General features: G+C 63.8%; 21 protein-coding genes. 13 read left to right on the forward strand and 8 right to left on the reverse strand.

The window, feature by feature from the left end; translation table 11 throughout:
* Positions 1-2: 2 nt before the first annotated feature.
* Positions 3-188, reverse strand: coding sequence for a (2Fe-2S)-binding protein (locus ACTIGF_RS08920; RefSeq protein WP_439636525.1), 186 nt, complete (start codon positions 186-188; stop codon positions 3-5).
* Between the two features lie 259 nt (positions 189-447).
* On the opposite strand from ACTIGF_RS08920, the gene ACTIGF_RS08925 reads away from it, so the two are divergent.
* Together ACTIGF_RS08925 and gltB are read left to right on the forward strand one after the other, a co-directional pair.
* Positions 448-1905 carry an NAD(P)-dependent oxidoreductase gene (locus ACTIGF_RS08925; protein WP_439636661.1) on the forward strand — a complete coding sequence of 486 codons (1458 nt, stop codon included), beginning with the start codon at positions 448-450 and terminating at the stop codon, positions 1903-1905.
* Positions 1902-6410 (forward strand): glutamate synthase large subunit, encoded by a 4509-nt coding sequence (gene gltB, locus ACTIGF_RS08930; RefSeq protein ID WP_439636526.1) that lies wholly within the window; start codon positions 1902-1904, stop codon positions 6408-6410. Before ACTIGF_RS08925 ends, gltB begins: the two co-directional genes overlap by 4 nt.
* On the opposite strand, the gene ACTIGF_RS08935 is transcribed toward gltB, so the two are convergent.
* Complete coding sequence (locus tag ACTIGF_RS08935) at positions 6407-7366, reverse strand: AraC family transcriptional regulator (RefSeq protein ID WP_439636527.1); 960 nt, start codon at positions 7364-7366, stop codon at positions 6407-6409. The two genes, gltB and ACTIGF_RS08935, sit on opposite strands and share 4 nt — an antisense overlap.
* Positions 7367-7467: 101 nt before the next feature.
* Between ACTIGF_RS08935 and ACTIGF_RS08940 the strand changes: the two genes are divergently transcribed.
* The 8 genes from ACTIGF_RS08940 to ACTIGF_RS08975 all read left to right on the forward strand — a co-directional run bounded on the left by ACTIGF_RS08940 (position 7468) and on the right by ACTIGF_RS08975 (position 14382).
* Positions 7468-7890, forward strand: coding sequence for a DUF4345 domain-containing protein (locus tag ACTIGF_RS08940; protein ID WP_439636528.1), 423 nt, complete (start codon positions 7468-7470; stop codon positions 7888-7890).
* Positions 7891-7899: 9 nt separating this feature from the next.
* A complete protein-coding gene (locus ACTIGF_RS08945) occupies positions 7900-8259 on the forward strand; it encodes a hypothetical protein (protein ID WP_439636529.1) in 360 nt (119 codons plus the stop codon).
* Positions 8260-8378: 119 nt separating this feature from the next.
* Positions 8379-9053 (forward strand): hypothetical protein, encoded by a 675-nt coding sequence (locus tag ACTIGF_RS08950; RefSeq protein ID WP_439636530.1) that lies wholly within the window; start codon positions 8379-8381, stop codon positions 9051-9053.
* A gap of 93 nt (positions 9054-9146) precedes the next feature.
* The gene (locus ACTIGF_RS08955) at positions 9147-9512 is read left to right on the forward strand and encodes a hypothetical protein (RefSeq protein WP_439636531.1); all 366 of its coding nucleotides are present in this window, start codon (positions 9147-9149) and stop codon (positions 9510-9512) included.
* A gap of 12 nt (positions 9513-9524) precedes the next feature.
* A complete protein-coding gene (locus ACTIGF_RS08960; RefSeq protein ID WP_439636532.1) occupies positions 9525-10265 on the forward strand; it encodes a M48 family metallopeptidase in 741 nt (246 codons plus the stop codon).
* A 128-nt stretch (positions 10266-10393) separates the two neighbouring features.
* Positions 10394-11578 carry an LL-diaminopimelate aminotransferase gene (locus ACTIGF_RS08965; protein WP_439636533.1) on the forward strand — a complete coding sequence of 395 codons (1185 nt, stop codon included), beginning with the start codon at positions 10394-10396 and terminating at the stop codon, positions 11576-11578.
* 116 nt (positions 11579-11694) lie between these two features.
* Entirely contained in the window at positions 11695-12963 is a 1269-nt protein-coding gene (locus ACTIGF_RS08970) for a pilus assembly protein TadG-related protein (RefSeq protein WP_439636534.1), read from the forward strand.
* A gap of 108 nt (positions 12964-13071) precedes the next feature.
* Complete coding sequence (locus ACTIGF_RS08975; protein ID WP_439636535.1) at positions 13072-14382, forward strand: pilus assembly protein TadG-related protein; 1311 nt, start codon at positions 13072-13074, stop codon at positions 14380-14382.
* Positions 14383-14453: 71 nt separating this feature from the next.
* Here ACTIGF_RS08975 and ACTIGF_RS08980 read toward each other — a convergent pair whose 3' ends face one another.
* On the reverse strand, positions 14454-16175 hold the full coding sequence (locus tag ACTIGF_RS08980; RefSeq protein WP_439636536.1) for a M28 family metallopeptidase: 1722 nt from the start codon (positions 16173-16175) through the stop codon (positions 14454-14456).
* A gap of 195 nt (positions 16176-16370) precedes the next feature.
* Between ACTIGF_RS08980 and ACTIGF_RS08985 the strand changes: the two genes are divergently transcribed.
* Together ACTIGF_RS08985 and ACTIGF_RS08990 are read left to right on the forward strand one after the other, a co-directional pair.
* Positions 16371-17306: a bile acid:sodium symporter family protein gene (locus ACTIGF_RS08985; protein ID WP_439636537.1), complete on the forward strand. Its 936-nt coding sequence runs from the start codon at positions 16371-16373 to the stop codon at positions 17304-17306.
* A 26-nt stretch (positions 17307-17332) separates the two neighbouring features.
* A complete protein-coding gene (locus tag ACTIGF_RS08990; protein WP_439636538.1) occupies positions 17333-19117 on the forward strand; it encodes an N-acyl-D-amino-acid deacylase family protein in 1785 nt (594 codons plus the stop codon).
* A gap of 488 nt (positions 19118-19605) precedes the next feature.
* On the opposite strand, the gene ACTIGF_RS08995 is transcribed toward ACTIGF_RS08990, so the two are convergent.
* Genes ACTIGF_RS08995 through ACTIGF_RS09010 form a run of 4 tightly spaced genes read right to left on the reverse strand, consistent with a single transcriptional unit; the run spans position 19606 to position 23222 of the window.
* On the reverse strand, positions 19606-19794 hold the full coding sequence (locus ACTIGF_RS08995) for a hypothetical protein (protein ID WP_439636539.1): 189 nt from the start codon (positions 19792-19794) through the stop codon (positions 19606-19608).
* Positions 19794-20258 (reverse strand): membrane protein insertion efficiency factor YidD, encoded by a 465-nt coding sequence (yidD, locus tag ACTIGF_RS09000; RefSeq protein WP_439636540.1) that lies wholly within the window; start codon positions 20256-20258, stop codon positions 19794-19796. The genes ACTIGF_RS08995 and yidD overlap by 1 nt, the downstream gene beginning before the upstream one ends.
* Positions 20140-20898: an SDR family NAD(P)-dependent oxidoreductase gene (locus tag ACTIGF_RS09005; RefSeq protein ID WP_439636541.1), complete on the reverse strand. Its 759-nt coding sequence runs from the start codon at positions 20896-20898 to the stop codon at positions 20140-20142. Before ACTIGF_RS09005 ends, yidD begins: the two co-directional genes overlap by 119 nt.
* An 11-nt stretch (positions 20899-20909) precedes the next feature.
* A complete protein-coding gene (locus tag ACTIGF_RS09010) occupies positions 20910-23222 on the reverse strand; it encodes a penicillin acylase family protein (RefSeq protein WP_439636542.1) in 2313 nt (770 codons plus the stop codon).
* Positions 23223-23349: 127 nt separating this feature from the next.
* Here ACTIGF_RS09010 and ACTIGF_RS09015 point away from each other — a divergent pair, with 127 nt between their 5' ends.
* On the forward strand, positions 23350-24135 hold the full coding sequence (locus tag ACTIGF_RS09015; protein WP_439636543.1) for an EAL domain-containing protein: 786 nt from the start codon (positions 23350-23352) through the stop codon (positions 24133-24135).
* Here ACTIGF_RS09015 and ACTIGF_RS09020 read toward each other — a convergent pair.
* Positions 24132-25565, reverse strand: coding sequence for a coniferyl aldehyde dehydrogenase (locus tag ACTIGF_RS09020; protein ID WP_439636544.1), 1434 nt, complete (start codon positions 25563-25565; stop codon positions 24132-24134). The two genes, ACTIGF_RS09015 and ACTIGF_RS09020, sit on opposite strands and share 4 nt — an antisense overlap.
* Positions 25566-25569: the final 4 nt, after the last annotated feature.

The raw sequence follows: 25569 nt of genomic DNA on the forward strand, positions 1-25569 counted from the left end.
GATCAGGCCGCAGCTCCCGCCGCTTCCCCGCGGTCATGCCCCATCACGCGCGCCGCTTCTTCAAAGCACCGGCCACAGCGAGGCTTCGCGCCGCACGCCTTGAAGGCGCTGGGCACATCACCGGCGCCGTTCTTGGCGGCGTCTTTGAACTGGGTGCATTTCAGCGCATTGCAAAGGCAGACATACATGGAGCTGATCCGTGATGCGGGTTGCGAGTGTGTACGCAAATCATTCGCAACTAATATAGTCATTCTTGCGAATGAGTGTCAACGGCGATCCGGAGGGCGCAACTGTCAAAAGTTTATCAGGTGTAAACGCCCTTGTTTCATTGGAATCTGAAGCGATAGACGCTCGATTGAACGGGCTCACGCTTGCGCTGACGGGCTGTCTCATGATGCAATGCAGCAAGAAGGTCCGGACAAAGAGCGCCATAAAGACGCCGCGGACATGCATGAGGAGACGGCTGTGCTTAAGTTTACAAGTACGGACCAGCGCTATCCGGACAAACGATCCGCAGACGAGCGCCGGACCGACTTTGACGAGATCTATGCGCCTTTCAGCCTGGAGCAGGGTGAGGCGCAGGCCGAACGCTGTTCGCAATGCGGCGTCCCGTTCTGCCAATCGGGTTGCCCGTTGCACAATGACATTCCCGACTGGCTGATGCTGGTCGCCGAAGGGCGTCTGGAAGAAGCGTATGAACGCTCCTCCGCCACCTCCGCCATGCCTGAAGTCTGTGGCCGGATCTGTCCTCAGGACCGGTTGTGCGAAGGCGCCTGCGTGATCGAGCAATCCGGTCATGGCGCGGTCACCATCGGCTCGGTGGAGACTTTCATCACGGAAACCGCGTGGAAAAATGGCTGGGTCAAACCGATCCGCCCTGCGCGCAAGACCGGTCTGTCCGTGGGTATCATCGGCTCGGGCCCTGCGGGTTTGTCCGCTGCGGAACGGCTCGCCCAGCATGGCCACGAGGTCACGATCTATGAGCGGCAGGACCGCGCCGGCGGCTTGCTGATCTACGGCATTCCCAATTTCAAACTCGATAAATCCGTGGTCGAGCGCCGCACCCAGCGTCTGGAAGAGGGCGGGGTGGTGTTCAAGCTCAATTTCGAAGTGGGCCGGGACGCCAGCCTGACCGAACTTCGATCCCGCCATGACGCGGTCTACGTGGCCGCCGGCGCCTATGCGGCCCGGGCCCTGACCTGTCCTGGCGGCGGCGGACGCGGCCTCGTTCCGGCGCTCGATTATCTCACCGCCTCCAACAAGGCGGGTTTCGGCGATGAGAGCGGACAGGGCGGCCGCCTGAACGCCAGCGGCAAGCGCGTTCTGGTGATCGGGGGCGGGGACACCGCCATGGATTGCGTGCGCACCGCCATCCGGCAGGGCGCGGACAGCGTGGCGTGCCTGTATCGCCGCGACCGCGTGAACATGCCCGGCTCGGCCCGTGAAGTGGTCCACGCCGAGGAAGAGGGCGCGATGTTTGACTGGCTCAGCGCCCCCGCCGCCATTCTTGGCGATGCGGAAACCGCCTCCGGCGTACGCATCCAGAAAATGACCCTCGGCGCGCCTGACGCCTCGGGCCGCCGTCGTCCGGTGGCGATGGCCGGTCAGGAAGAAGACCGCGCCGCCGACATGGTGATCGCGGCTTTGGGGTTCGAGCCGGAAAACTTCCCACAGACCCTGGGTGCGGAGGGGCTGGAGCTCAACCCGCGCGGGGCGATCCGCGTGACCGATCGCAGCCGCACCTCTCTGCCGGGCGTGTATGCGGGCGGCGACGCCGTGCGCGGCGCCTCCCTGGTGGTCTGGGCTGTGAAAGACGGCCTGGACGCTGCTGAAACCATCCATGCCGATCTGATGGCGGGCGCGCGCACAGCGCAGGCGCAGCCGATTGCGGAGCCTGCCGAATGAGCCAGTTTGATTATCTGACCGAACGCCAGCGCCTGATCGACGCCGGCGCGTATGAGCTTGAGAGCGAGCGCTCCGCCTGCGGCGTCGGCCTGATCGCCGACATCAAAGGTGAACCGCGCCGCGAAACCGTGGAGCTGGGCCTGAAAGCCCTGAAGGCGGTCTGGCATCGCGGCGCTGTGGATGCGGACGGCAAGACCGGCGACGGCGCCGGTCTGCGTCTGGGGATCGCGCAGGATTTCTTCAAGGCGGCGGTGGCCCGCACCGGGCACGAGCCCAGCGATCACGCCATCGGCGTGGGCATGGTCTTCCTGCCGCGCACCGATTTTGGCGCCCAGGAAAAGGGCCGCACCATCGTCGAGACCGAAGTGCTGCGCGCGGGCTTGCGCCTGTTTGGCTGGCGTCAGGTGCCGGTTGATCCGTCCTGTCTCGGGGCCAAGGCGGCTGCGACGCGTCCGGCGATCGAGCAGATTTTGTTTGAGGACGCGACCGACCGGAACGTGGACGAGCTGGAACGCACGCTCTATCTGGTGCGCCGCCGGATCGAGCAGCGCGCCCGCGCCGAGGCCGTGCCGGAGCTTTATGTTTGCTCGCTGTCCGCACGCGACGTGGTCTATAAGGGCATGTTCCTGGCCGAGGCCATTGACCAGTTCTACCCCGATCTGCGCGATGCGCGTTTCGTGTCGCCCTTTGCGATCTTCCATCAGCGCTATTCAACGAACACCTTCCCCGAATGGAAGCTGGCCCAGCCTTTCCGCATGCTCGCCCATAATGGCGAGATCAATACGCTGAAGGGCAATCGAAACTGGATGCAGAGCCATGAAATCCTCATGGCGCATTCCGCGTTCAAGGACGCCGAGGATGTTGTCCGCCCGGTGATCAGCCCCGGCGCGTCGGATTCCGCGGCGCTGGACGAGGTGTTTGAGATTTTAGTGCGGGCGGGCCGTTCGGCGCCCATGGCGAAAACGCTTCTGATTCCCGAAGCCTGGTCGAAACGCGGCGAGATCATGCCCGGGTCCTGGCGCGGGCTGTACGAGTATTGCAATTCGGTGATGGAGCCCTGGGACGGGCCGGCCGCCGTGATCGCGTGTGACGGTCGCTGGGCGATTGCAGGGCTCGATCGCAACGGTCTGCGTCCGCTGCGTTGGAGCCTGTCTGAGGACGGGCTTCTGACCGTGGGGTCGGAAACCGGAATGGCCGAGCTTGAGCCTGCGCGCGTCATCGAACGCGGCGCCGTGGCGCCCGGGCGCCTGATCGCGGTGGATCTGGCCGAGGGCGGATTCCTGCGCGAAACCGAAATGCTTGATCAGCTCGCCGCCAAGCATCCTTATGAAGACTGGCTGAAAAACGTCCGCGAGATCGAGTCCGAGGTCGGCCCCGGCCCTGAGCCGCTTCTGTTTGAAGACGCCGAACGCGCCCGCCGTCAGGCCGCCGCCGGCATGACGATGGAAGAGATCGAGATCATCCTCTCGCCCATGGCCGAAGACGCCAAGGAGGCCATCGGCTCGATGGGCGATGACAGCCCGCTGGCGGTGCTGTCCAACCGCTATCGTCCGATCAGCCATTATTTCCGGCAGAACTTCTCTCAGGTCACCAACCCGCCCATCGACCCGCTGCGCGAAGGCCGGGTGATGAGCCTGAAAACACGGTTCAAGAATCTCGGCAATGTGCTGGAGGAAGACGCGGCGCAGACCGATGTCTTCGTGCTGAATTCTCCGGTTCTGACCAACGGCATGTATGATCGCCTGCGCGCCATTCTGGGCGAGGGGGTCGCGCTGATTGACGTGACCTTGCCGGCGGCTGACGCCACGGGCTCCGGCTCGGGGTTGAAAGCGGCGCTTGATCGTATTCGCGCTGAAGCCGAGGCGGCGGTCAGCGAAGGCGGCGCCCAACACCTGATCCTGACCGATGAGCGCCAGAACGAGCGCTTTGCGCCTGTGCCGATGGCGCTGGCGGTGGGGGCGGTGCACACGCATCTGACCCGCCAGGGTCTGCGCACCTATTGTTCGCTCAACGCCCGCACCTCTGAAGTCACCGATCCGCATGCGCTGGCGGTGCTGGTGGGCCTTGGGGCCACCACGGTGAACCCGTATCTGGCGTTTGAAACCGTGGCCGCGCGCACCGAACGCACTCTGTCGGGGATGAGCCCAGAGCAGAAGGCGAAGAACATGAAGACCGCGTTTGATGCGGGGCTTCTGAAGATCATGTCCAAGATGGGCATTTCCGTCGTCAGCTCTTATCGCGGCGGCTGCAATTTCGAAGTGCTGGGCCTGAGCCGCGCCGTGGCGAGCGAATATCTGGGCGGGGTGACCAGCCGCATTTCCGGCATTGGCCTGGCAGGGCTTGAATCAAAGCTCGCAGAACTGCATCGCTGGGCCTGGCGGCATGACGACGCCGTGCGCCTGCCGGTGGGCGGGTTCTATCGCCAGCGCAGCTCGGGCGAGGCCCATGCGCTGGAAGCAACCTCGATCAGCCTGTTGCAAAAGGCCGTCCGGAACGAGGATTACGACGCCTATCGCGCCTATGTGGTGAAACTCAATCATGAGGACCAACCCATCCAGCTGCGCGATCTGCTGGAGCCGCGGCCCGTGAGCACGCCGGTGGATTTGTCGCGCTGTGAAAGCGTGAACGAGATTCGCCAGCGCTTCGTCACGCCGGGTATGTCGCTCGGCGCCTTGAGCCAGGAAGCCCATGGCGCGCTGAACGTCGCCATGAACCGGATCGGCGCCAAGTCCGTCTCGGGCGAAGGCGGGGAAGACCCCGCGCGCTATCACCCGATGCCCAATGGCGACAACATGAACTCGGCGGTCAAACAGGTTGCGTCCGGCCGGTTCGGCGTCACGGCGGAATATCTCAACCAGTGCCGCGAGATCGAGATCAAGGTCGCCCAGGGCGCCAAGCCCGGCGAGGGCGGGCAATTGCCCGGCTTCAAGGTCACCGGTTTCATCGCCAAGATGCGGCATGCGACGCCGGGCGCGACGCTGATCAGCCCGCCGCCCCACCATGACATCTATTCGATCGAGGATCTCGCCCAGCTGATCTACGACCTCAAGCAGATCAACCCCATTGCGCGCGTGTGCGTGAAGCTCGTCTCGGCGGCGGGCGTGGGCGCGGTGGCGGCGGGCGTGGCGAAAGCCCATGCCGACATCATCCTGATTTCCGGCAGCGTCGGGGGCACGGGCGCCAGCCCGCAAACCTCGATCAAGTTCGCCGGCGCGCCTTTGGAGCTGGGCCTCTCTGAAGCCCATCAGGTCTTGTCGCTCAACGGTCTGCGCGAACGCGTCACCCTGCGCGCGGATGGCGGCATCCGCACCGGGCGCGACGTGGTGATCGCCGCCATGCTGGGCGCGGAAGAGTTCGGGGTGGGCACCACCTCGCTCGTGGCGCTGGGCTGCCTGATGGTGCGCCAGTGCCATTCCAACACCTGTCCGGTGGGTGTGTGCACCCAGGATGAAGAGCTGAGAAAGCGCTTCTCAGGGCTGGCCGACCACGTGGTCAATCTGATGACCTTCATCGCCCGCGACACCCGCGAGATTCTCGCTGGCCTCGGCGCGGAGCGTCTGGAAGACGTGATCGGCCGGGCGGATTTGCTCGACCAGGTCAGCCGCGGCGCGGATCATCTTGATGATCTTGATCTCAACCCGCTTCTGGTGCGCGTGGACCCGCAGGCGCGGCCGCCGCGCTCGACCCGCACCCAGCGCAATCCGGTGTCTCCGGCGCTCGATGAGCAGATCCTGAAAGACGCCGAGCCGGTCTTCTCACGTCGTGAGAAGATGCAGCTTGTCTATGACGTGAAAAATACCGACCGCGCCGTGGGCGCGCGGGTGTCCTCTGAAATCGTGCGCACCTTCGGTCCGGACGGGCTCGAAGACGGCCAGCTCACCCTGCGTCTGCGCGGCTCGGCGGGGCAATCGCTCGGCGCGTTCTCGGCCACGGGCTTGCGGATCGAGCTTGAGGGCGACGCCAATGATTATGTGGGCAAGGGCCTGTCGGGCGCCACGATCGCCATTCGTCCCTTTGGCGGTTGCAAGGAACATCGCCCCGGCGATTCCATCATCGGCAACACCGTGCTGTATGGCGCCACCTCCGGTCGGCTGTTCGCCGCGGGCGGGGCGGGTCAGCGCTTTGCGGTTCGAAACTCCGGCGCGACCGTGGTGGTCGAGGGCTGCGGCGCCAATGGCTGTGAATACATGACCGGCGGCGTCGCGGTGATCCTCGGCAAGGTCGGCGACAATTTCGCCGCCGGCATGACCGGGGGGGAAGCCTTCGTGCTCGATGAAGCCAACCGGCTGGAACCGCGCCTCAACCCTGAAAGCGTCGGCGTTCACGTGCTGGCGGGCGAGGCCGAGGCCCGCTGCCGCGCCCTGATCGAGGATCATTACGCCGCCACCGGCAGCCTGCACGCCGCCGCGATCCTCAACGATTGGGAGACCCGCAAAACCGCCATCCGCCATGTCGTCCCCTTCCCGCCCGCCACGGGCATGGAAGCGCAGGAGAAACGCGCTTAGGCGGGATCAGCGTCCCGCCGCACGGCGCCGGGGGCGTGTCCGAACTGGCGTTTGAAGGCGCGACTGAACGCGGCTTCAGAGCTGTAGCCCGCGGTTTCGGCGATTTCGATCATCGAAGCGGAGCTGTCAGACAGGGCGCGGCGGGCGAGGAGGAGCCGCCATCGGGTCAGATAGCTGATGGCGGACTGGCCCAGCTGTTCGGTGAAGCGCGCGGCGAAGACCGAGCGCGACAGTCCGGCTTCGCGCGCGAGCGCCTCTAATGTCCAGTCGCGTTGCGGCTGGTCAGGAAGCGCGGTGAGGGCGCGGCCCAGATGCGGATCGCGCAGGGCGGCCAGCCAGCCGGTCTGCGCGCGGGTTTCGGTCGCGAGCCAGCTGCGGACCAGCTGGATCACCAGCACATCGGTCAATCGCGTGATCACCGCTTCGCCGCCCGGTGAGAGCTGTTCGGATTCCCGCGCGATGATCGCCAGCGTCGAGGTGATCCAGCTGTCTTCGTCTTGCGCGCCTTTTGAGACGATCAGCCTGGGCAAATGCGCCATTAATTGCGCGCCCAGCACCTGATCAAAGCGCACCACGCCATAGGTGATCCGCGCTCGCGGGCCGGGGCCGTCCAGCGTCAGGGTTTCGTATCTCTGGCTCAGCGGCGTCACGTCCAGCTTGTCCAGCGGGACCATTTCAGCGTCCCCATCGCTGAAAAGATCATGGCGCGCGCCATTGGGGACGAGCGCCAGATCGCCCGCCTCAAGACGCACAGGCGCTTCGCCTTCCAGCTGCAGCTGACAGGCGCCGTCGAGGACGATGGCGATCAGGGTCAAACCCTCAAACGCGGGCAGGGCGATGCCCCAGGGCGCCGCCATGTCGGTCTGGCAATACAAGGTCCCTGTCAGTCTCAGCTGATCGAGCAGAGCCGTCAGCGGATCGGGCCGGGGGCGAGGGTCTGTGTTGGGCGTGCTCATGAAAGCCCCGGACGGAGGGTCAATTTTCTCGGACGGGCGAGCATGGCCTGTTCGCAGCGGCGAACGCAATCTCCTCCCGGCTTTTGGACAGGAGAAACGCCATGAACACACACGGGATTATTCGCGCGCTGCTGGGGATCAACGGCGTGGTGCTGACAGGGATCGGGGTGATGCTGATCTCCGACCCGCACGCCATGTTTGCGCTGAACGGGGTGACGCTCAGCCTTGATCCCAATCTGCTCAGCGAGTTGCGCGCGCCTGGCGGCGCCTTGGCCCTGGGCGGCGGGTCTGTGCTGGCTTCAGCCGCCTTGGGGCTCTGGATGAGAGCGGCGAGCGGAGTGAGCGCCCTCATTCTGCTCGGCTGGGCGCTGGGGCGCTTGGTCTCTATCGCCATTGACGGCATGCCCGATGCCAGCTTGCTCGCTGCATTCGGGATCGAACTGGTTCTGGGCTTCGCCAGCGTCTGGGCGATGGGCGCGCTGGCGGACTCCTCCGCACTGGAAGCGGGGCTTAAACCCGCCTAGGCTCTGGCCATGACACGCCTTTTGCAGACCCCTTACTGGCTGGCGGCGGCTTTGCTCGTCATCGGTCTCGCCTGGACCGCCTCGGCGGGTCTTCTGGTGACGACGCACTGGAGCGCGCTGCTCGGGCCATTTCTCGGCACCGCAGCGCTGATCGGGGTCGGCTTCATCAATCGTGAGCGCTGGCGCGCGGCGCCCACCCTCTGGCGGACCCGCACCAGCCTCGCCGCGCTCGCGACGGCGCTGGTCAGCGTCGTGATCGCCGCCGTGCTCTTCGGCCCTGCCGTCATCGGCATCAGCCTGCAACTGGGCGGTCTGGTCGGCTTTGCGGGTTTGGCGGTGATGGCGCGAAAGTATCCGGGCGCAAGCTGAACCGGTTCTGACCCGAGCCCCACACCCCTGATCTTACCAATGTTTCATTGGCTTTGGCTGAGCCTGTCCGGTCTGCTGACGGTTGTATCTACGATCCTTGAACAGCATCGGACCATCCCATGATCTTCAGCGCCATGGCTTTGACCTTCGCCCTGCAGGCGTGCGCCGCCACTGACTGCGACACGCCCTGGCCCGCGCCCATGCGTCAGGCTGAAGGCGCTAAACTCTCCTCGCCCTATCAGCCCGACGCTCGCATTGAGCTGCCCGAGACCGCGGTCTATGCGGGCGGGCGGCGCTGGGCGCTCTATGATGTTGTGGATGCAGAGATGCATCTGTTTGTGGAGGCGGACGCCGACCGGATCGTGGACCGGCTCTACTGGATCCAGTTTGAGGCCTATCTGCCGAACCGGCCCGAGGCGAGCTATGACTTTCACCGCTCGGATCTGGAAACGCGCATGCTGGGCGAGGCCGAATTCTTTGTTCGGGCCCGTTTCGGAGAGGGCGCGAGCGATGCGCCCGAGCCCGGCTCGGATAACGCCATGATGCGCGCCGTGCTGGCCGAGGCGGGCTACACCCTGCCGGCGGAGACGATCAACGCGACGATGAAGCATCTGCTGGACCCCGACACCGCGCGCGAAGAGCTGATGATCATCTATATCGAGGATCTGGAGCCCACGGGCTCGACCATGGCCGAGATCATCGAAACCCGCCTTGAGGGGCCGCTCTGGGCCGGGCTTTCCCAAGGCGTGCTTGATCGCGCCCAGGACCGGATCGCGGTGCGCTCGAGCGAGTAGGACGGGATGCGGGCGTTTCTCCTACGTCTTTTCCCCATCTGCGACCAACGCCTCATCTGGCGTGGTCTGACGACACGCTCTAAGCTCATTTCCATGTTGAAACGTATCAATCATCCCCTGGTCTGGGGCGTTCTGATGATGCTGGCGGGCGCGGGCGGGCTTGTGGCCCAAGGCGCGCTCGCGGGCGCGGGTTTGCCGGCCTATCTGGCGCTGGGCCTTGCACTTGTGGTGTTGCCGGTTCTGACCTGGACCTCGCGGGCGCGCTGGCGCGGCGCGGAAGATCGCGCGCTGGGCCGGATCGTGGTTCTGGCGCTGGCGGTGTACGGGCTGGTCATGGCCGTGATGGCGCTGATCGTCGGGCAGGTGGGCTATGCGCCCTTCGCCGGGCTCTATGTGGGCGGGGCGGTGATGCTGCTGGGGCTTCATTATGTGGCGTTGACCGCGCCGCGCACGGCTTAGGCGGTCGCCAGCATGGCCGGGCCGGACATGCAGATGCGCCAGATCGAGCTGGCCGACCGGGCGCTGATGTACACGCTCAAACGCTCGGCCCGGCGCAAGACGATCGGTCTGAAAGTCAGCGAGGACGGCCTGACGGTGACTTTGCCCGTACGCGTGAGCGTGCGCGAGGCGGACGCCGTCGTGCGCGAGAAAGCGTCCTGGGTGATCGACCGGCTGGAGCGACGGCAAGCGCGTACGCCGCCGGCGCTGAAAGGCGTGGACGGCGAAATGATCGGTTGGCTGGGCGAGGAGTTGCGCCTGACCGTGCGCCCCCATGACAAAGCGCGCAGCACGGTGATGCGCGAGGCGGAGGCGGTGGTCGTTTGCGTGGACCGCCATCTCGACCCTGCCGAAAGCCGCAAGGCGGTGCTGGCCGCGCTGAAACGCTGGCGCAAGCGTGAGGCGCTCGATCTGATGACGCCCAAGCTTGAGACCTATGCCGAGGCGCTGGGCGCGAAGCGGCCGAAAGTGAGCGTGCGCGAACAGAAGGCGCGCTGGGGGTCATGCTCGTCTGACGGCTCGATCCGCATGAATGCGCGCCTGATCGCCTATCCCGAAGGGCTGATTGATTATGTTTGCGCCCACGAAGCGTGCCATCTTCTGGTGATGGATCACTCGCCGCGCTTTCATCGTTTGCTCGATGAGTTGATGCCGGATCAGCGGCGACGTCAGCGCGCCTTGCGCGATACGCGGCCCGCGGGCGGGGCGTTTTAGTCGCCAAATCCGGATTTGCGTGATTTTGTCCGTGCATTTCTGCACATCGCCACAGCTGCGCCCCATTGACGCCCTCAGGGGCGGGCGGAGTAGGCTGCATGTTGCAGTACAGCAGGGCGATTTGACCGATGTCCCACGACGAAGAATTTTACCGCGAGCGGCGTTTGCCGCCTTACGTGTTTGCGGAAGTGAACCGCATGAAGCAGGCCTATCGTTCCGAGGGCCGCGACGTCATTGATTTCGGCATGGGCAATCCTGACCTCGCCCCCGCCCCGCACATCATCGCCAAGCTCGCCGAAGTCGCCGCCGATCCGCGCGCGCACCGCTATTCCGCCAGCCAGGGCGTGCCGTCGCTTCGCAAGGCGCTGGCGCGCTATTATGAGCGCCGGTTCGATGTGGGGCTGAACCCCGACACTGAAGTCTGCGTGACTCTGGGCTCGAAGGAGGGCCTCGCCAACCTCGCTCAGGCGATCACGGCGCCGGGCGATGTGATCCTGGTGCCCGACCCCTCCTATCCCATACACATGTTCGGCTTTCTGATCGCGGGCGCTGCGGTGCGTCCGGTGGGGTTCAAGGACCCTGAGGATTTCCTGCGCGAGGCGGTGCATGCCTGCCGCCGCTCGATTCCGGCCCCCTCGGCGCTGGTGCTGAACTTCCCGTCCAACCCCACCGCGCAGGTGGTCGATCTGGATTTTTACAAGGAAGCGGTGCGGATCGCGAAAGAGAACGATCTCGTTCTCATCTCCGACCTTGCGTATTCCGAGATCTATTTTGACGGCAATCCGCCGCCCTCCATCCTCGAGGTCGAGGGCGCCAAGGATGTGGCGGTGGAGTTCACCTCCATGTCCAAAACCTATTCCATGCCGGGCTGGCGGATGGGCTTTGCGGCGGGCTCTGCGCGTCTGGTGGATGCGCTGAAACGGGTGAAATCCTATCTCGATTATGGCGCGTTCACCCCGATCCAGATCGCGGCGGTGGCGGCGCTCGACGGGCCGCAGGATCATGTGGTGCAAGCGCGCGAGACCTATAAAAAACGCCGGGACGTGCTGGTGGAGAGCTTTGGCCGCGCCGGCTTCCACATCCCGACCCCGCCCGCGACCATGTTCGCCTGGGCGCCGATCCCTGAAAGCTTCGCGCATCTGGGCTCTGTGGAGTTCGCCAAGAAGCTGCTGGAAGAGACCGATGTGGCGGTGGCGCCGGGGTTGGGCTTTGGCGAGCGCGGCGACAGCCATGTGCGCCTGGCCGTGGTGGAGAACGAACAGCGTATCCGTCAGGCGGCGCGCGCGCTCAAAGGCTTTTTCGCCAAGGGCTAACGCCTTGAATTAGGACAGGGTGAACGCGGCGTTCACCCTGTTTCTTTTCAATGTTTTAACAGGGATGAGCGAAGTCTGGATCCGTTTTGCGCAAGGGCGCAGCGAAGGGTCTGGTGATGCGCTGTCGGCTGGCGAAATTCTGGGGTGATGCCCGCGGCAATGTGGCGATGATGTTCGCCATGCTGCTGGCGCCCATGGTCGTCAGCGTCGGCGGGGCGCTGGATTATTCACGCACCTTCACCATCGGCTCGGAAATCCAGTCGGCGATGGACGCCGGCACCCTGGCGGCGGCGTCTCTGACCCAGGGCGAAGACCCTGAAACGGTCGTGCGCAATTACATCACCGCCGCCTTGTCAGAACACAATGGCGTGCTGGAGCGACTGAACGTTCAGGTCAGCTCGGACACGGCGATCAATTCACGCGAGGTGACGGCGGACGCCGTGATCAGCGTGCCCACTTTGATGCTGGGGCTGATCGGGTATGACGCGCTGACGCTCAACCGTACCTCTGAAGCCAATGAGCGGGTGCGCAATCTGGAGATTTCGCTGGTGCTTGATATTTCAGGCTCCATGGGCGGCTCCAAGATTTCCGCTTTGCGCGACGCCGCCGAAGAGTTCGTCCTTCTGATGATGGACCCTGATCTGGACGGCCTGACCAGCCTGTCCGTCATCCCCTATAATGGCGGCGTGCGCTTGCCGGCGACGGTCACCAATGATCTGTTGCCCGGCACGCCCAATGATAGCGGCTGCATCGAGCTGGGGGTCGCAGACCCGGTCGAGATGGAGTTGGCGTCTGATGGTTATGACTGGCTGGACTGGCAGGATCGCGACCAGCGCGGCTGGCGGTCGTCTTCATTCTGCCCGGATCAATCTGAGGCCACGGTGTTTTTAGAGCAGACCCGTTCGGTCTTGCTGGATCTGATCGAAGGGCTCAGTGCGGGCGGGAACACCGGACTTGATCTGGCGACGGCCTGGGGCGCGCGGGCCCTCGATCCTGTCTGGCGCGGGCGTCTGGGCGGAGATTTTTCGGATCGTCCGGCCGCCTATGACGATACATCCACGATGAAAGTTCTGGTGGTGATGACGGACGGCGCAGCCACCGCCCAGTATCGGCGGGCGCAAAACTGGCAAGGCGACTGGTACACTTACGAACTTTACAGCGCCGCTACGGCGCGCGCGAACATGGAAGCGGCGTGTGACGACGCGGAAACCGCGGGCGTGCACATTTACACCATCGCCTTTCAGGTTTCAGGCTCCACCAACCGCACCTTGATGCGCGAATGCGCCAGCAAGACCGAGAACTATTACCAGGTCGAGAGCCTGGACATTTCCTCCGCCTTTAACGCCATTGCGGCGGACCTCAACAGCCTGCGTCTGGCGCGCTAGAGTCGTTAATCTTTCATAAACCATTGTTTTAACTGGTTTTTGGTCTGTTTGTTGCAAGCTCCACCTTCGCATGTTCCGGCTTGGAACGGTTTTGGCGAAGGCGTTCAGATGCAGGCGCTCCTGAGTTTTCTTTCTCGCTGGTCTTCGGACCGCCGCGGCAATGTGGCCATCATCATGGCGCTGTGCTCGGGCGTTCTGGTGACGGCGGTGGGCGGCGCGCTCGATTATTCACGTAGCGCCACGGTCAGCTCTGAACTGCAAAGCGCATTGGATTCCGGCGCCTTGGCGGCGGCGTCCCTGACCCAGGATCGCGCCCCTGCTGATGTGGTGCGCGCCTATGTGGAAGCCGCGCTGGAAGATCATCCGCAATTGCTGGGGAGCCTTCAGCTGGATGTGAATGCGGACATCTCGCTCAATTCACGCATCGTGACCGCGACCGCCAGCGTTTCCATGCCGACCACCATACTGGGCCTGGTCGGCATCAACTCTCTCACTCTGGAACACTTCTCCGAAGCTATCGAACAGGTGCGCGATGTGGAGATTTCCCTGGTGCTCGACGTGTCGGGCTCCATGGGCGGCAGCAAGATCAATGCGCTGATCGATGCGGCGAACGAGTTTGTGGAAATTGTGCTGGCGGCAGATGCGGCGGAACGCACGTCGATCTCTGTCATTCCCTATAATGGCGGCGTGCGCACGCCAAGCGATGTGAATGACGATCTGATTGACGGGCGCAATAATGAGCGACGCCGGTCAGGCTGTGTCGATATGGGAACAGATTATCCGATCGAGATGGAGCTGCCTTACCGGCAGATGGCGTACACGGAGTACAATGGCGATATCCAGTGGAACAATAATCACTCGTCGTTCTGCCCGCGCAGCAATATGGAATCTGAATTCCTCTCCCAGAATGAGGGGCGTTTGCGCGGCCTGATCAACTCCCTGCGCGCCAGTGGCAATACCGGTCTCGACGTGGCGACAATGTGGGGCGCTCGGGCGCTGGACCCGGCCTGGCGCGGGCAACTGGGCGGTAGTTTCTCCGATCGTCCAGCCTCCTATGCGGATCGTGATACGATCAAGATCCTCGTCGTGATGACCGACGGTGAGGCCACGGCGCAATACCGGACCGAAGAGTATACCTATTACGACTGGCGTGGCCGTAGCCGGACCGGCACGCGCAGCTATGAGATTTACTCGGCGCGTCAGGCGCGTGAGAACATGGCCGAGGCTTGTGACGTCGCCGAAGAGAACGGCGTGCAGATCTACACCATCGCCTTCCAGCTGAGCGGCGACACCAATCGCGATCTGATGCGCAACTGCGCCAACAAGCCCCAGAACTATTATCAGGTGGAAAATCTCGACATCGCCGAGGCGTTTTCCTCCATCGCCGCCGACATCAACCGCCTGCGCCTGACCCGCTAAAGCGCTGCAGCGCAAATAAAAAAGCCGGGCGGAGGACCGCCCGGCTTTCTGCTGTCGGCGTCTAGAACTGCCTACTCATCCATCATCGCATCGCGGATGGCGCGGAACTCGTTGTCCTCATACCAGTTCGGCCAGTCCTCAGAGTCGGTGAGGCGGCGCGAGACGCGGTAGACCAGCTCGGTGGACTGCACGAAGCCGCTCATATCCCAGTTCGGGTCAAACTCGTCCGCCGGCTTGTGATAGGCCTGCAGGCGATAGGCGGCCTCGATCTGCGCGCCATACTCCGCGCCGCCCTCTTCAGCGACAGAGCCGGAATCCGCATACAGCATCGGCACGCCGCGACGGGCGAGCGTGACGTGGTCGGAACGGTAGAAATAGCCCGCTTCCGGGTTCGGATCGGGGCTGAGATACATGCCGTCCGCTTCCGCTTCGGTGCGCAGCAGGTCTTCCAGCTCGGATGCGCCATAGCCGATCACCACGATGTCTTCGGTGCGGCCAATGGGCAGGATGCCGTCAAAGTTGAAGCCGCCCACGGTCTGGTCCAGCGGGACCAGCGGGTTCTGGGCGTAGTATTCCGACCCCAGAAGGCCTTGCTCCTCGGCGGTGACCGCCACGAAGATCACGGACCGCTCCGGCGGGGTGTCGGATTTGGCGTAGGCTTCCGCCAGCTCCAGCATGGCGGTGACGCCGGTGGCGTTGTCGATGGCGCCATTATAGATCTGGTCGTCGCCAGAGAAGTTCAGACGCACGCCGATATGGTCCCAATGGGCCATGAACAGCACGTATTCGTCCGGTCGCTCTGAGCCCATGACCTGACCGGCCACATTGTTGGAGGTCAGGGTGCGCAGCGAGTTGGTGAGGGACGCGCTCATCGTCGCTCGGCCCATATCCACAGGCGTGAAATCAGGGCTGACAGCGGCTTGGCTCAGCTCTGCGAAATCGAGATCGAGCGCTGAGAACAGCTCAACGGCCTTGTCCTCTGTGATCCAGGCTTGAACGTCGGCGCGTTCCTGACCGGCGGAGGAGGCCAGGGTGAACTGCGGCCCGGTCCAGCTTGATTGCACGGTGCCCCAGGGATAGGCGGCCGGGGCGGTCTGGTGGACGATGATCGCGCCTTCCGCGCCCTGGCGGGCGGCTTCTTCGTATTTATACGTCCAGCGGCCGTAATAGGTCATGGCCGAGCCGTTGAACCAGCCGGCGTCAGGGTCTGCGAAGCCCGGATCATTGATCAGGATGACCACCGTCTTGCCGGTGACGTCCACGCCTTCATAATCATTCCAGCCATATTCGGGCGCAACCACGCCATAGCCCACGAACACCAGCTCGGACGCGTCCAGGCTGACTTGTTCTTCAGGGTTCTGGGACCAGAAAACCACGTCCACATTGGTCTGAAGGCCCATGGCCTCGCCATCAATGCTGATGTCAAAGCTCGATGCGCTTTCATCCAGGGTGGATTCAATCAGCGGCACCGGCTGGAACCAGCCCTCTTCGCCTGCGGGCTCAAGGCCGACTGCGTCCATCTCTTCGGCGATCCAGGTCGCCGCCTGCTCGCCATGTTCAGAGGCCGGGCCGCGGCCTTCAAACCGGTCATCGGCCAGGGCCGAGATCCGATAAGCGAAATCCGCTTCGGTGATGGCTGCGTCGCTCGGCTGGTGCGCCGGATAGGCGCTGCTGGCTTGCGTTTGCGAAGGCGCGGCTTCTGCTTGCTCTTCCGCGGCTGGCGTATTGGCGGGCTGGCTGCAGGCGGTCATCGCCAGCGCGGCCAAGCTCGACGTTATTAAGTAACGTAACATTGTGACTCCCCACAAGAAATTCTCTGTGTTGCATCGTGCATTGATCCCCTACGCGTGCAAGCCCGGCACGACGAGGCCTCGACAGGACGCGTCAAAGGATGCGAGGATTAAGTGAACGCCGTTCACTTGCCCGATTGAGAGGCGAGGGCGTACCGGGACCCGCAGACCCGGTCACAGGGGAGGAGACAGCGCGCTATGGACATAGCTGCGTTAGACGCCGTGCAGATTGAGCTCGCGCCCGGATCGCAAGTGATCTTGCCGATGCTGCTGGCCGTTTTGATGTTTGCGGTTGCGCTGAATGTGCATGTGGCGGATTTCGCCCTGGTCAAGCAGCGCCCCGTCAGGTTTCTGGGCGCAGCGGCGGCGCAAATTCTGGGCTTGCCGCTGGCGACGCTGGGGCTTCTTTACGTGTTGAACCCGCCGCCTTCCATTGCGCTTGGGATGATCGTGGTGGCGTGCTGCCCGGGCGGCAATGTCTCCAATTTCTTCACCCATTTGTCGCGAGGAGACACCGCGCTGTCGGTCTCGCTGACGGCGACCTCCAGCCTCGCCGCCGCACTGCTGACGCCGCTCTCGATCCTGTTCTGGACCTCGCTCTACGCCCCCGCTGACGCGCTTGTGGATGCGATCGAGGTGTCGCCTATTCCCTTCGTCATCCAGATGACTGTGTTGCTGGCCGTGCCCCTGGCCGTCGGGATGGGCATCGCGCACCGCTATCCGCGCATCGCCCACCGCTTGCGACCTGTCTTTCTGGCGGCGGGTCTGTTCGGGCTGGCGGCGATGGTTGTGGGCGGCGTCTCGTCCAATTGGTCATTGTTCACCGCGACGGCGGGAACCGTGCTGGTGATCGCGATGATCCATAACGCCGTGGCATTCGGCGTCGGGGCGCTGTCCGCCCGCGCTCTGCAATATGACGTGGCGGGTCGCCGATCGGTGACCTTCGAGGTGGGCATCCAGAACACCGGGCTCGGTCTTGTGATCTTGCTCGGCCAGTTTGAAGGCGTGGGCGGGGCGGCGGCCATCACCGCGCTCTGGGCGGTCTGGCATTTGTTCAGCGGTGGTCTGCTCACAGGTTTTTATCGCGGGCTCGATGCGGTCCGCGCACACAAGAGCGCCCGAACGGCGCCTTGAAACAACGAGTTATTCGGGAGGCTTCCATGGCGACTTATGATCTGAAAATCACCGGCGGCATGATCCATGAGGGCGAGGGCGGCTCGCCTTACATCGGCGATGTCGGGATCAAGGCGGGCCGTATCGTTGCGGTGGGCGAGGCGCCGGGCGACGCTGTTGAGGTGATCGACGCGAAGGGCTGCATCATCACGCCGGGCTTTATCGACGTGCACACCCATTACGATGGTCAGGCGACCTGGGACGACCGGATGGAGCCTTCGATCAAGCATGGCGTCACCACCGCCATTATGGGCAATTGCGGCGTCGGTTTCGCGCCCGTGCGCGAGAGCGACCATGAGCGCCTCATAAAGCTGATGGAGGGGGTGGAGGACATTCCCGGCACTGCGCTCGCCGAAGGGCTGAGCTGGGATTGGGAGAGCTTCCCCGATTATCTCGACGCGCTGGAGAAAACCCCGCGCACCCTCGATGTGGCGGCCATGGTCGGCCATGACCCGCTCAGGGTTTATGTGATGGATCAGCGCGCCAGCTTTGACCAGCAGGCCAATGACGAGGAGATCGCCAAAATGCGCGACCTCGTCTCTGAAGCGCTGGACGCCGGCGCCATCGGGTTCGCGACCGGGCGCTCGGATCTGCACCGCACCGCAGACGGGGAATGGACCCCGGCCTCTGAGGCCACCACCAAGGAACTCACCGGCATCGCCAGCGCCTTCAAGGGCCGCGATCATGGCGTCATCCAGGCCGTCTCCGACTTTGATCTTGAGCGCGACCAGTCCCGCTTCGAGGAGGAGTGGAAAGTGGTCGAGGAGTATGTCCGCGCCGCCGGCGGGCGGCCCTTCTCCATGTCCCTGATGCAGCGCGATTTCGCGCCGGATCAATGGCGCAAGATTCTGACGGGCCTGGAAAAGCTCGATGCCGAAGGCTTCACCGTGCGCGCCCAGGTCGCGCCGCGCGCCATCGGCGTCTTCCTGGGGCTGCAATGCACTTTCCACCCCTTCATGGGCTTCCCGGCCTATAAGGAGATCGCCGATCTGCCGCTCGATGAGCGCGTGGCGGTGATGAAAACCGACGCTTTCCGCAAGAAGATCCTCAGCCAGAAATCGGACAAGCTCGCCGGTCCCGGCAGCTCGATCCCGCCCATCGCCGATCTTCTGATCGAAAACATGGAGATGGTGGCGGGCAAGCTGTTCACCCTGTCGGAAAACCCCGATTACGAGCAGCCGCCTGAAAACGCCATCGGCGCCAAGGCCGAAGCGCGCGGCGTCTCGGTGTGGGAAGAGCTGTTTGACACGGTGATCACCCGCGACGGCCGTGAGCTGATCTATCTGCCGATCTATAACTATACCGAGCTGAGCTATGACAATGTGCTGACCATGATGCAGCACCCGCTCGCCATTCCGGGCCTGTCTGACGGCGGCGCTCATGTGGGCACGGTCTGTGACGCCAGCTTCCCCAGCTATCTGTTGAGCTACTGGACCCGCGACCGGACCCGCGGCCCGCGCATCGCGCCCGAACGCGCGGTGCAGATGCTGACCGGCGACATCGCCGATTATCTGGGCCTGTCAGACCGGGGGCGCATCAAGCCGGGCATGAAGGCTGATCTCAACGTCATTGATTATCAGAGCTTGCGCCTGCACCCGCCGCGCCTCGTCAAGGACCTGCCCGCTGGCGGTCAACGCTTGCTGCAGGACGCCGAAGGCTATCGCGCGACGATCGTGTCGGGCGAGGTCGTGGTGCGTAATGACGAGGTGACGGAGGCGCGTCCCGGGCGTCTGGTCCGCGCCGGGCGGCAAGAGGCGATGGCGGCGGAGTAGGGGTGATGCGCTCCAATGGGCCTCCGGCTCAAGTCCGAAGGCCGAAATGTTGAAGCTCTATTCTCTCGGTCCTCGGGCTTGACCCGGGGACCCATGCGCCACCAACCCCGCGCGCAAACGCAGGGTGAAGCCAAAGACGGGTCGCGCGGGAGCGGGCCGTTTGTGTTGATAGCGTGCAGTCTTGGAAGCCAAACCCGGCTCCCGCGCTGGAGATGTTTTGTCGGGATCACCGCACGGAGACTTCTGCGCTGTCGCGCCGCCGGTGCAGTCGCCGCCTCATCAGACGCCGCCGCCCTGGACCGTACGATGACACCCCGCCTTTTCGCATAAAGGCCGCGTTACAGCCTTTATGCTCGGGACATCCCGCCCCTCCCAGCCTGAACGCGCCGGCCGCCCGCCTTGGAAGGAACGAGGCACAGTATGGCTCAGTTTTGGGAGGGGGCGGATAAGTTGGCGGGTGTCCGCCTTTTGGCCGTCAGAAGATCGGATCAGTCTTGCTTACGGTATACGGCCAGATATGTGGAGCTGGGCGCCGTTCCCAGACAGCCCGGCTCTGAAACCTGAAACACCGTATGCAGTTCATAGCCTTGCTGCGCCCGATCATTCAGCGTGGCGGTCAGAAGATCACGCGCCTTCTTGTCGAATGAAGCGCCGATGGGCTCGACATAATATTGCATCAGAACTCCCCCAAGTGCTGAGTATCAACGCCCCCCTTTCCAGGGCGGCAACGTAACAATCTAGAAATTGTTAACTTTAAGCCAACTATGGCGCCGTGATTTCGAAATGCAACTTCTGCATAGCGTGAGCAACTTGGTTCAAGGACACAGCGAATCCCCAGCCTTGGGGAGATCACCCGTCGATACCAGCGCAGTAAGTGGACAGCGATATAGGTAGGACCGAAGCTATCTGGCATTGGCAGACCATCTACCATTTGGTCCAGAGGTGGTGTCTGCCCCAAGTTCCGCAATGTGATGGGGCGGAGAGACTCAGGGACGTTGAGGTGGAAAACATCGTGATCGGGGTTACCGCACATAGCTCGCGCCATTGACGTCAAAGGTCGCGCCGGTGGCGCTTTTGCACGCGCCGGACAGCAGGAAGGCGCAGAGGCGTCCCAGCTCGTCCGGGCTCGCCATATCGCCATAGGGGACTTCGGCGAGGGCCGCCTTGCGGTCGTCAGGGTCTTGCGGCGCCATTTCCGTGTCGATCCAGCCCGGCGAAATCGCGTAGGCGAGCAGGCCCCGGCCGGAATAGGCGCGCGCCAGCGTCTTGATCATCGCGATGAGGCCCGCCTTGGAGGCCGCATAGGCGGGGTGGTCGGCGTCGTCGCCGCGGTGCGCGGCGCGAGAGCTGATCGCCACCAGCGATCCGCCCTGTGCGCTGTCCACCCAATCCTGAGCCGCGCACCGGGCCAGATCGGCGCAGCTTTGCAGATTGATCTGAAGCGTGCGCGCCCAGTTCTGCCGCCAGATATCGGCGGGGTCATGCACGCTCGCTGCTTCAAAAACGCCGTGATTGAGCACCAGGCCGTGGATCGGGCCGTCAGCGAGGGTTTTCGCCTCCTCCCAGGCGGGCTCCGCGGCGTCGGGGTCAGAGAAATCGGCCTGCACCAGACCGATGGCCTGATCGCCCAGCTCGCTCGCCATGGCCTTGGCGGCGTCTGAGTTGCGGGCATAGCCCAGGATCACCTTGCCGCCAGCCTCCGCAATCTGGCGAGCGATGCCGGCGCCGGCGCCGCGGGAGGCGCCGGTGACGAAAAGGGTCTGGTTTTCAAGGCTGATCATGGCGGGTCCTGTTACGGCGTCAGGGTCAGCACATGGCTGCCTTCGGGCGCGGTTTCAACGCCCCAGTCATCGCGGATCTCGAAATACTCACCCGCCGCCCAGCGTGGCGCGAGGTCGCCATGATGGGGGGAAAGCGGGTGGCCCGACTGGCCCGGCGCGAACATGTAAAGCGAGTTGTTGAGATCAGACAGGTCGTAAATCGCCCGCAGCGAGGCCGCGTGATAGACGTCATAACTGCCTGAGTTATAGCTGAAATGCGCGACATTGATGGTCGCGCCGTCGCCGGGCACAGGCACGCGGTTGGCGAACATCGACCCGATCAGCGGCAGGGAATCAAAGGGGTGGTCGAAATCGGCCACATGCATGTCGCCCCAGCGCCAGTCGTTCATATCAGAGCCAAACGCGTCCGCGGTTTCCGCCATGGCGGCGTCGAGCGCCAGTCCGGCGGTGATGGCGCAGCTCTCCACCGCGTCCGTCCGTACGTCATCGCACCAGGCCGAGGCCTCCCCCGCCAGAACCTCTTCAAGGAAGGCGCGGCGAGGCTGATTGAAGGCGGAGGCGAGCGTATCAAGCTCATCATTCCAGATCGCGCCCGAGAGCACGCGCAGCCAGGCTGAATAGATCAGCGCTTCTGGCGCATCCATATCCAGCGCGCCGTCCCAGGCTTCAAGCCGCGCCAGGGCTTCCGCCCCCAGCTGGCTTTCAGGCTCGGAGCCCAGCAGCACCGGCAAGAGGCGCAGCGCCTGCTCGCTGGTCACATCCATTTGCAGGGCGGCGAAGCTCTCAAGCGTATGGCGCTCGCGGGCTTCAAGTTCACGCTCGATCCGCGGCGCGCGATAGGTCGCGTATGAGCCCGGCAGCGGATAGGGATAGTCCGGTCCCGCCACCAGATTATTGCCCGACGCGATGAAGCCGCCTTCGGGGTTGCGCACGCGCGGCAGCTCTTCAAACGGGATGAAACCCGTCCAGTCGCCAGTCTCGTCCCGGATCGGCAGAAGGCCGGCGGTAGTGTACCCGATCGTGCCGTCCACGCTGGCGAAATGCATGTTCTGCATGGGCGCGGTCCAGCCGCGGCCCGCCTCGACAAATTCATCAAAATTCTGCGCCTGCATGATCGCCAGGGTGGCGTCCGCGACCCGGTTGCCCGGCGCCGTCACGGTGGAGCGGCGCACTACGATGGCGTCCTCGTCAAAGCCGCGCAGGTCAAACCATTGCGGGTCCAGCACAGGGCCGTCGCGCGTTTCCTCGACGGACAGCTCATACGGCTCGGAGCGGCCCTTGATGTGGATGGTTTCGGTGCGGCTCGTGATCTCTTCAGAGTCGCGGTCGCGTTCGAGAATGTCGATCACGTCAAAGCCGGTATTGGTGAAGCCCCAGGCGGCGTGGGCGTTGCGGCCCAGAATGACGAAAGGCGCCCCCGGCACGGTGCCGCCGATGACGGGGCCATACGACAGGTTCAGGCGCACATAATACCAGATCGCCGGGGTGCTCAGCCCAAGATGGGGGTCGTTCGCCAGCAATGGGCGGCCGGTTTCAGAGCGCTCGCCAGAGACCACCCAGGCGTTCGAGCCAGGCTGGTTGTCAGATTGCGCGCCCGGCTGCACGGGCTCGCTCAGGGGCAGGGTCTGCACGTCGCCGAAACGGGCGCGCATGTCCTCAGCCTTCAGCATGGTCGGCGCCCAGTCGGGGAAGTTCATGGTGAACTGCGCGAGCTGCTCGGCGGACAGAATATCGTCGAGCAAGGCGCGATCCATGTCAGCGCCAGCGCCGGCGGCCAGGTCGTGGGCCAGCAGCACCACAATCGCCGCGCTGTCTTCCAGGCTCCACGCTTCAGGCGCGGTGCGCAATACGGCGTATTCAGGCGCGACCGAGCCTTCGGCCAGGCGCGCGTTCACGCCGTCGATATAGGCTTGCATCATCGCGCGGGTGTCTTCGGATGTGTTGGCGACGATCTCCTCGGTCAGGCGGCGGAAGCCATAGGTCCGGGTCTGTGCGTCGGCGCGCAAATAATCCTCGCCAAACAAGGCCGACAATTCGCCGCGCATATAGCGCCGGGCCAAGTCCATCTGGAAAAAACGTTCGCTGGCGTGCACATAGCCCAGAGCCGCCATCACATCGGCGTCGCTGTCTCCAAAGATATGGGCGATGCCGTTGGCGTCGCGCACCACTTGGGCGGGGTGATCCAGCGCTGTCAGCGTGACCTCGCCGGACTCGCGCGGTTTGGACGCGTGAAACCGCTCCACCATCCAGGCGCTGACGCCCAGAACGCAGATGAGGCCCAGCGTCAGCGCCGCCAATAGTATGCGAATGATCCAGGTGTTCATGTGGGGCCTCCCCATGGCCAAAGTCGGACGTTCCGTGATGCTTTAACTCAGGCGCCCTGTTCTTGAAGCGCCATACTCTTCATTAAGTTGTGTGGGTTAGAGTCATGAAAAATTCCAAGGGTGTGTCATGACTGTTCCCAAGCCCGCCGTCGCTGTTTGTGAAGACGCTGTCTGCCGCTGCGCCGAGCCGATTCCCGAGCGCCTGCGGTTTGCGTTTCAGCCGATCATCGACTTCAAGACCCGGTCCATCTTTGCGCAAGAAGCGCTGGTGCGTGGCGCGGAGGGACAGTCCGCAGGTTCGGTCCTGTCCAAGGTGACCGCCGACAATATTCACGCCTTTGATCGTCATTGCCGCATCCAGGCGCTCAAATCCGCAAGCACAGCGCTGTCTGGCCGGTCCGAGCTCCTGTCTCTCAACACGATGCCCAATGCGGTCTATGATCCGGCGACCTGCCTGCGCACCACGTTGGCGGCGGCGTCGGCGAACGGCTTTCCGATCAATCGCATCATGTTCGAGATGACCGAGCATGAAGCGGTCAACGATCCCGACCATTTCGCCATGATCGTACGCTCTTACAAGGATATGGGCTTTCTGACCGCGCTGGATGATTTCGGGTCCGGCGGGGCGGGACTGGCGCTTCTGGCGGCGGTCATGCCCGACATCATCAAGCTCGACATGGCCTTGGTCCGCAACGTCCATATCAGCCCGGTCAAGCGTACGATCCTGTCGGCCATGGTGGACATTTGTGAGCGCTTTGACATCAAGATCATCGCCGAGGGCATTGAGGTCAAAGCCGAGGCGCGCGCCTTGCTCGATCTGGGGATTCACCTGTTTCAAGGCTATTATTTCTCCAAACCGCAACTGGACGACGCCCCGGCGATTTCTGACATCAACTGGTCGATTGCAAACTAGCCAGCTTGCAGTTTCTTGAAGAACTCAAACATCTTGCCGTAAGGCGGGCGGATCAGTCGGCTGGGATGCCAGACCGGCGCTTCAAACACGCCGCGCTCATGGGTGAACGTCAGAAACCCGCTCTCCCCGTGATAGCTGCCATAGCCAGAGGCGCCGACGCCACCAAACGGCAGGTCTTCCACCGACAGGTGCAGAAGCGGGATGTTCACCGCCGCGCCGCCTGAAATCGTCCGCCCCAGAAAGTCGCGCGCGGTCTGTTTGGACTTGGCGTAGACATAAAGCGCCAGCGGCCGGTCGCGCTCATTGATGAAGCGCGCAGCGTCCTCCAGTCCGTCATGGCCCAGCACGGGCAGGATCGGGCCGAAGATCTCTTCCTGCATCAGTTTGGAGTCGAGCGGCGGATTGACCACCACGGTGGGCGGGAAGATGCGCGTATTGCCGGCGTCCGCCTTGTTGAAAGCCAGCTGGTGCACGTCCGCGCCCGCCTGGCGCACCTCCTCAACCATCTCGCTCAAACGGGCATGATGGCGTTCGGAAATGATCGCTGTGTAATCGCCATTGGTGGCGACATCGGGCCACATCTCTCCGGTCTCGTGCATGACGGCGTTGGCGAAGTCTTGCTCGGAACCGCGCGGGACCAGGGCATAATCTGGCGCGACGCAGGTCTGACCGGCGTTCAGGAATTTGCCCCAGGCCAGGGTCTTCGCCGCTTCCGCGCCGTCAAAATCCGGCGCGATCACAGCCGGAGACTTGCCGCCCAGCTCCAGCGTCACCGGGGTCAGGTTCTCCGCCGCGGCCTTGGCGACGATGCGGCCCACCTGGGTTGAGCCGGTATAGAACAGATGGTCAAAGGGCAGGGCGGTGAAGGCGCTCGCCTCTTCCACGCCGCCTTCAATGACCGCCACATGATCCTCGCTGAACAGCTCGCCCAGGGTGGACTTGATCAAGGCGGCGGTGCGCGGGGTGAACTCGCTGGGCTTGATCATCACCCGGCAGCCCGCGGCCAGCGCGGCGACCAGCGGCGCAAAAGCCAGCTGCATGGAATAGTTCCAGGGCGAGACAATGCCGACCACGCCCTTGGGCTCACGCCGCACATAGGCCTTGCCCGGCGCCAGCGTCATCGGTACCGACACAGGCTTTGAGCTCGCCCATTTGTTGAGATGCTGACGGCTGTGCTTGGCCGTGGCGATGGTGAAGCCCAGCTCCGCCAGCGCGGTTTCAGACTTGGACCGCCGGCCGAAATCGGCGTCGATGGCGGCGGCGAACTCGTCACCGCGGGTTTTGACCAGCTCTTCGATCTTCTCCAGATCCGCCTTGCGGTCAGAGAGCGGGCGATGGCGCTCGGATTCAAACGCGGCTTTTTGCCGATCGAAAATCGCCTGCATGGCGTCGATGGAGTCCGTGGCGGTCTGCATATTGGTGTCAGGCATGAGG

Origin of the sequence: Oceanicaulis sp., assembly GCF_051859625.1 — a bacterium.
GTDB lineage: Bacteria > Pseudomonadota > Alphaproteobacteria > Caulobacterales > Maricaulaceae > Oceanicaulis.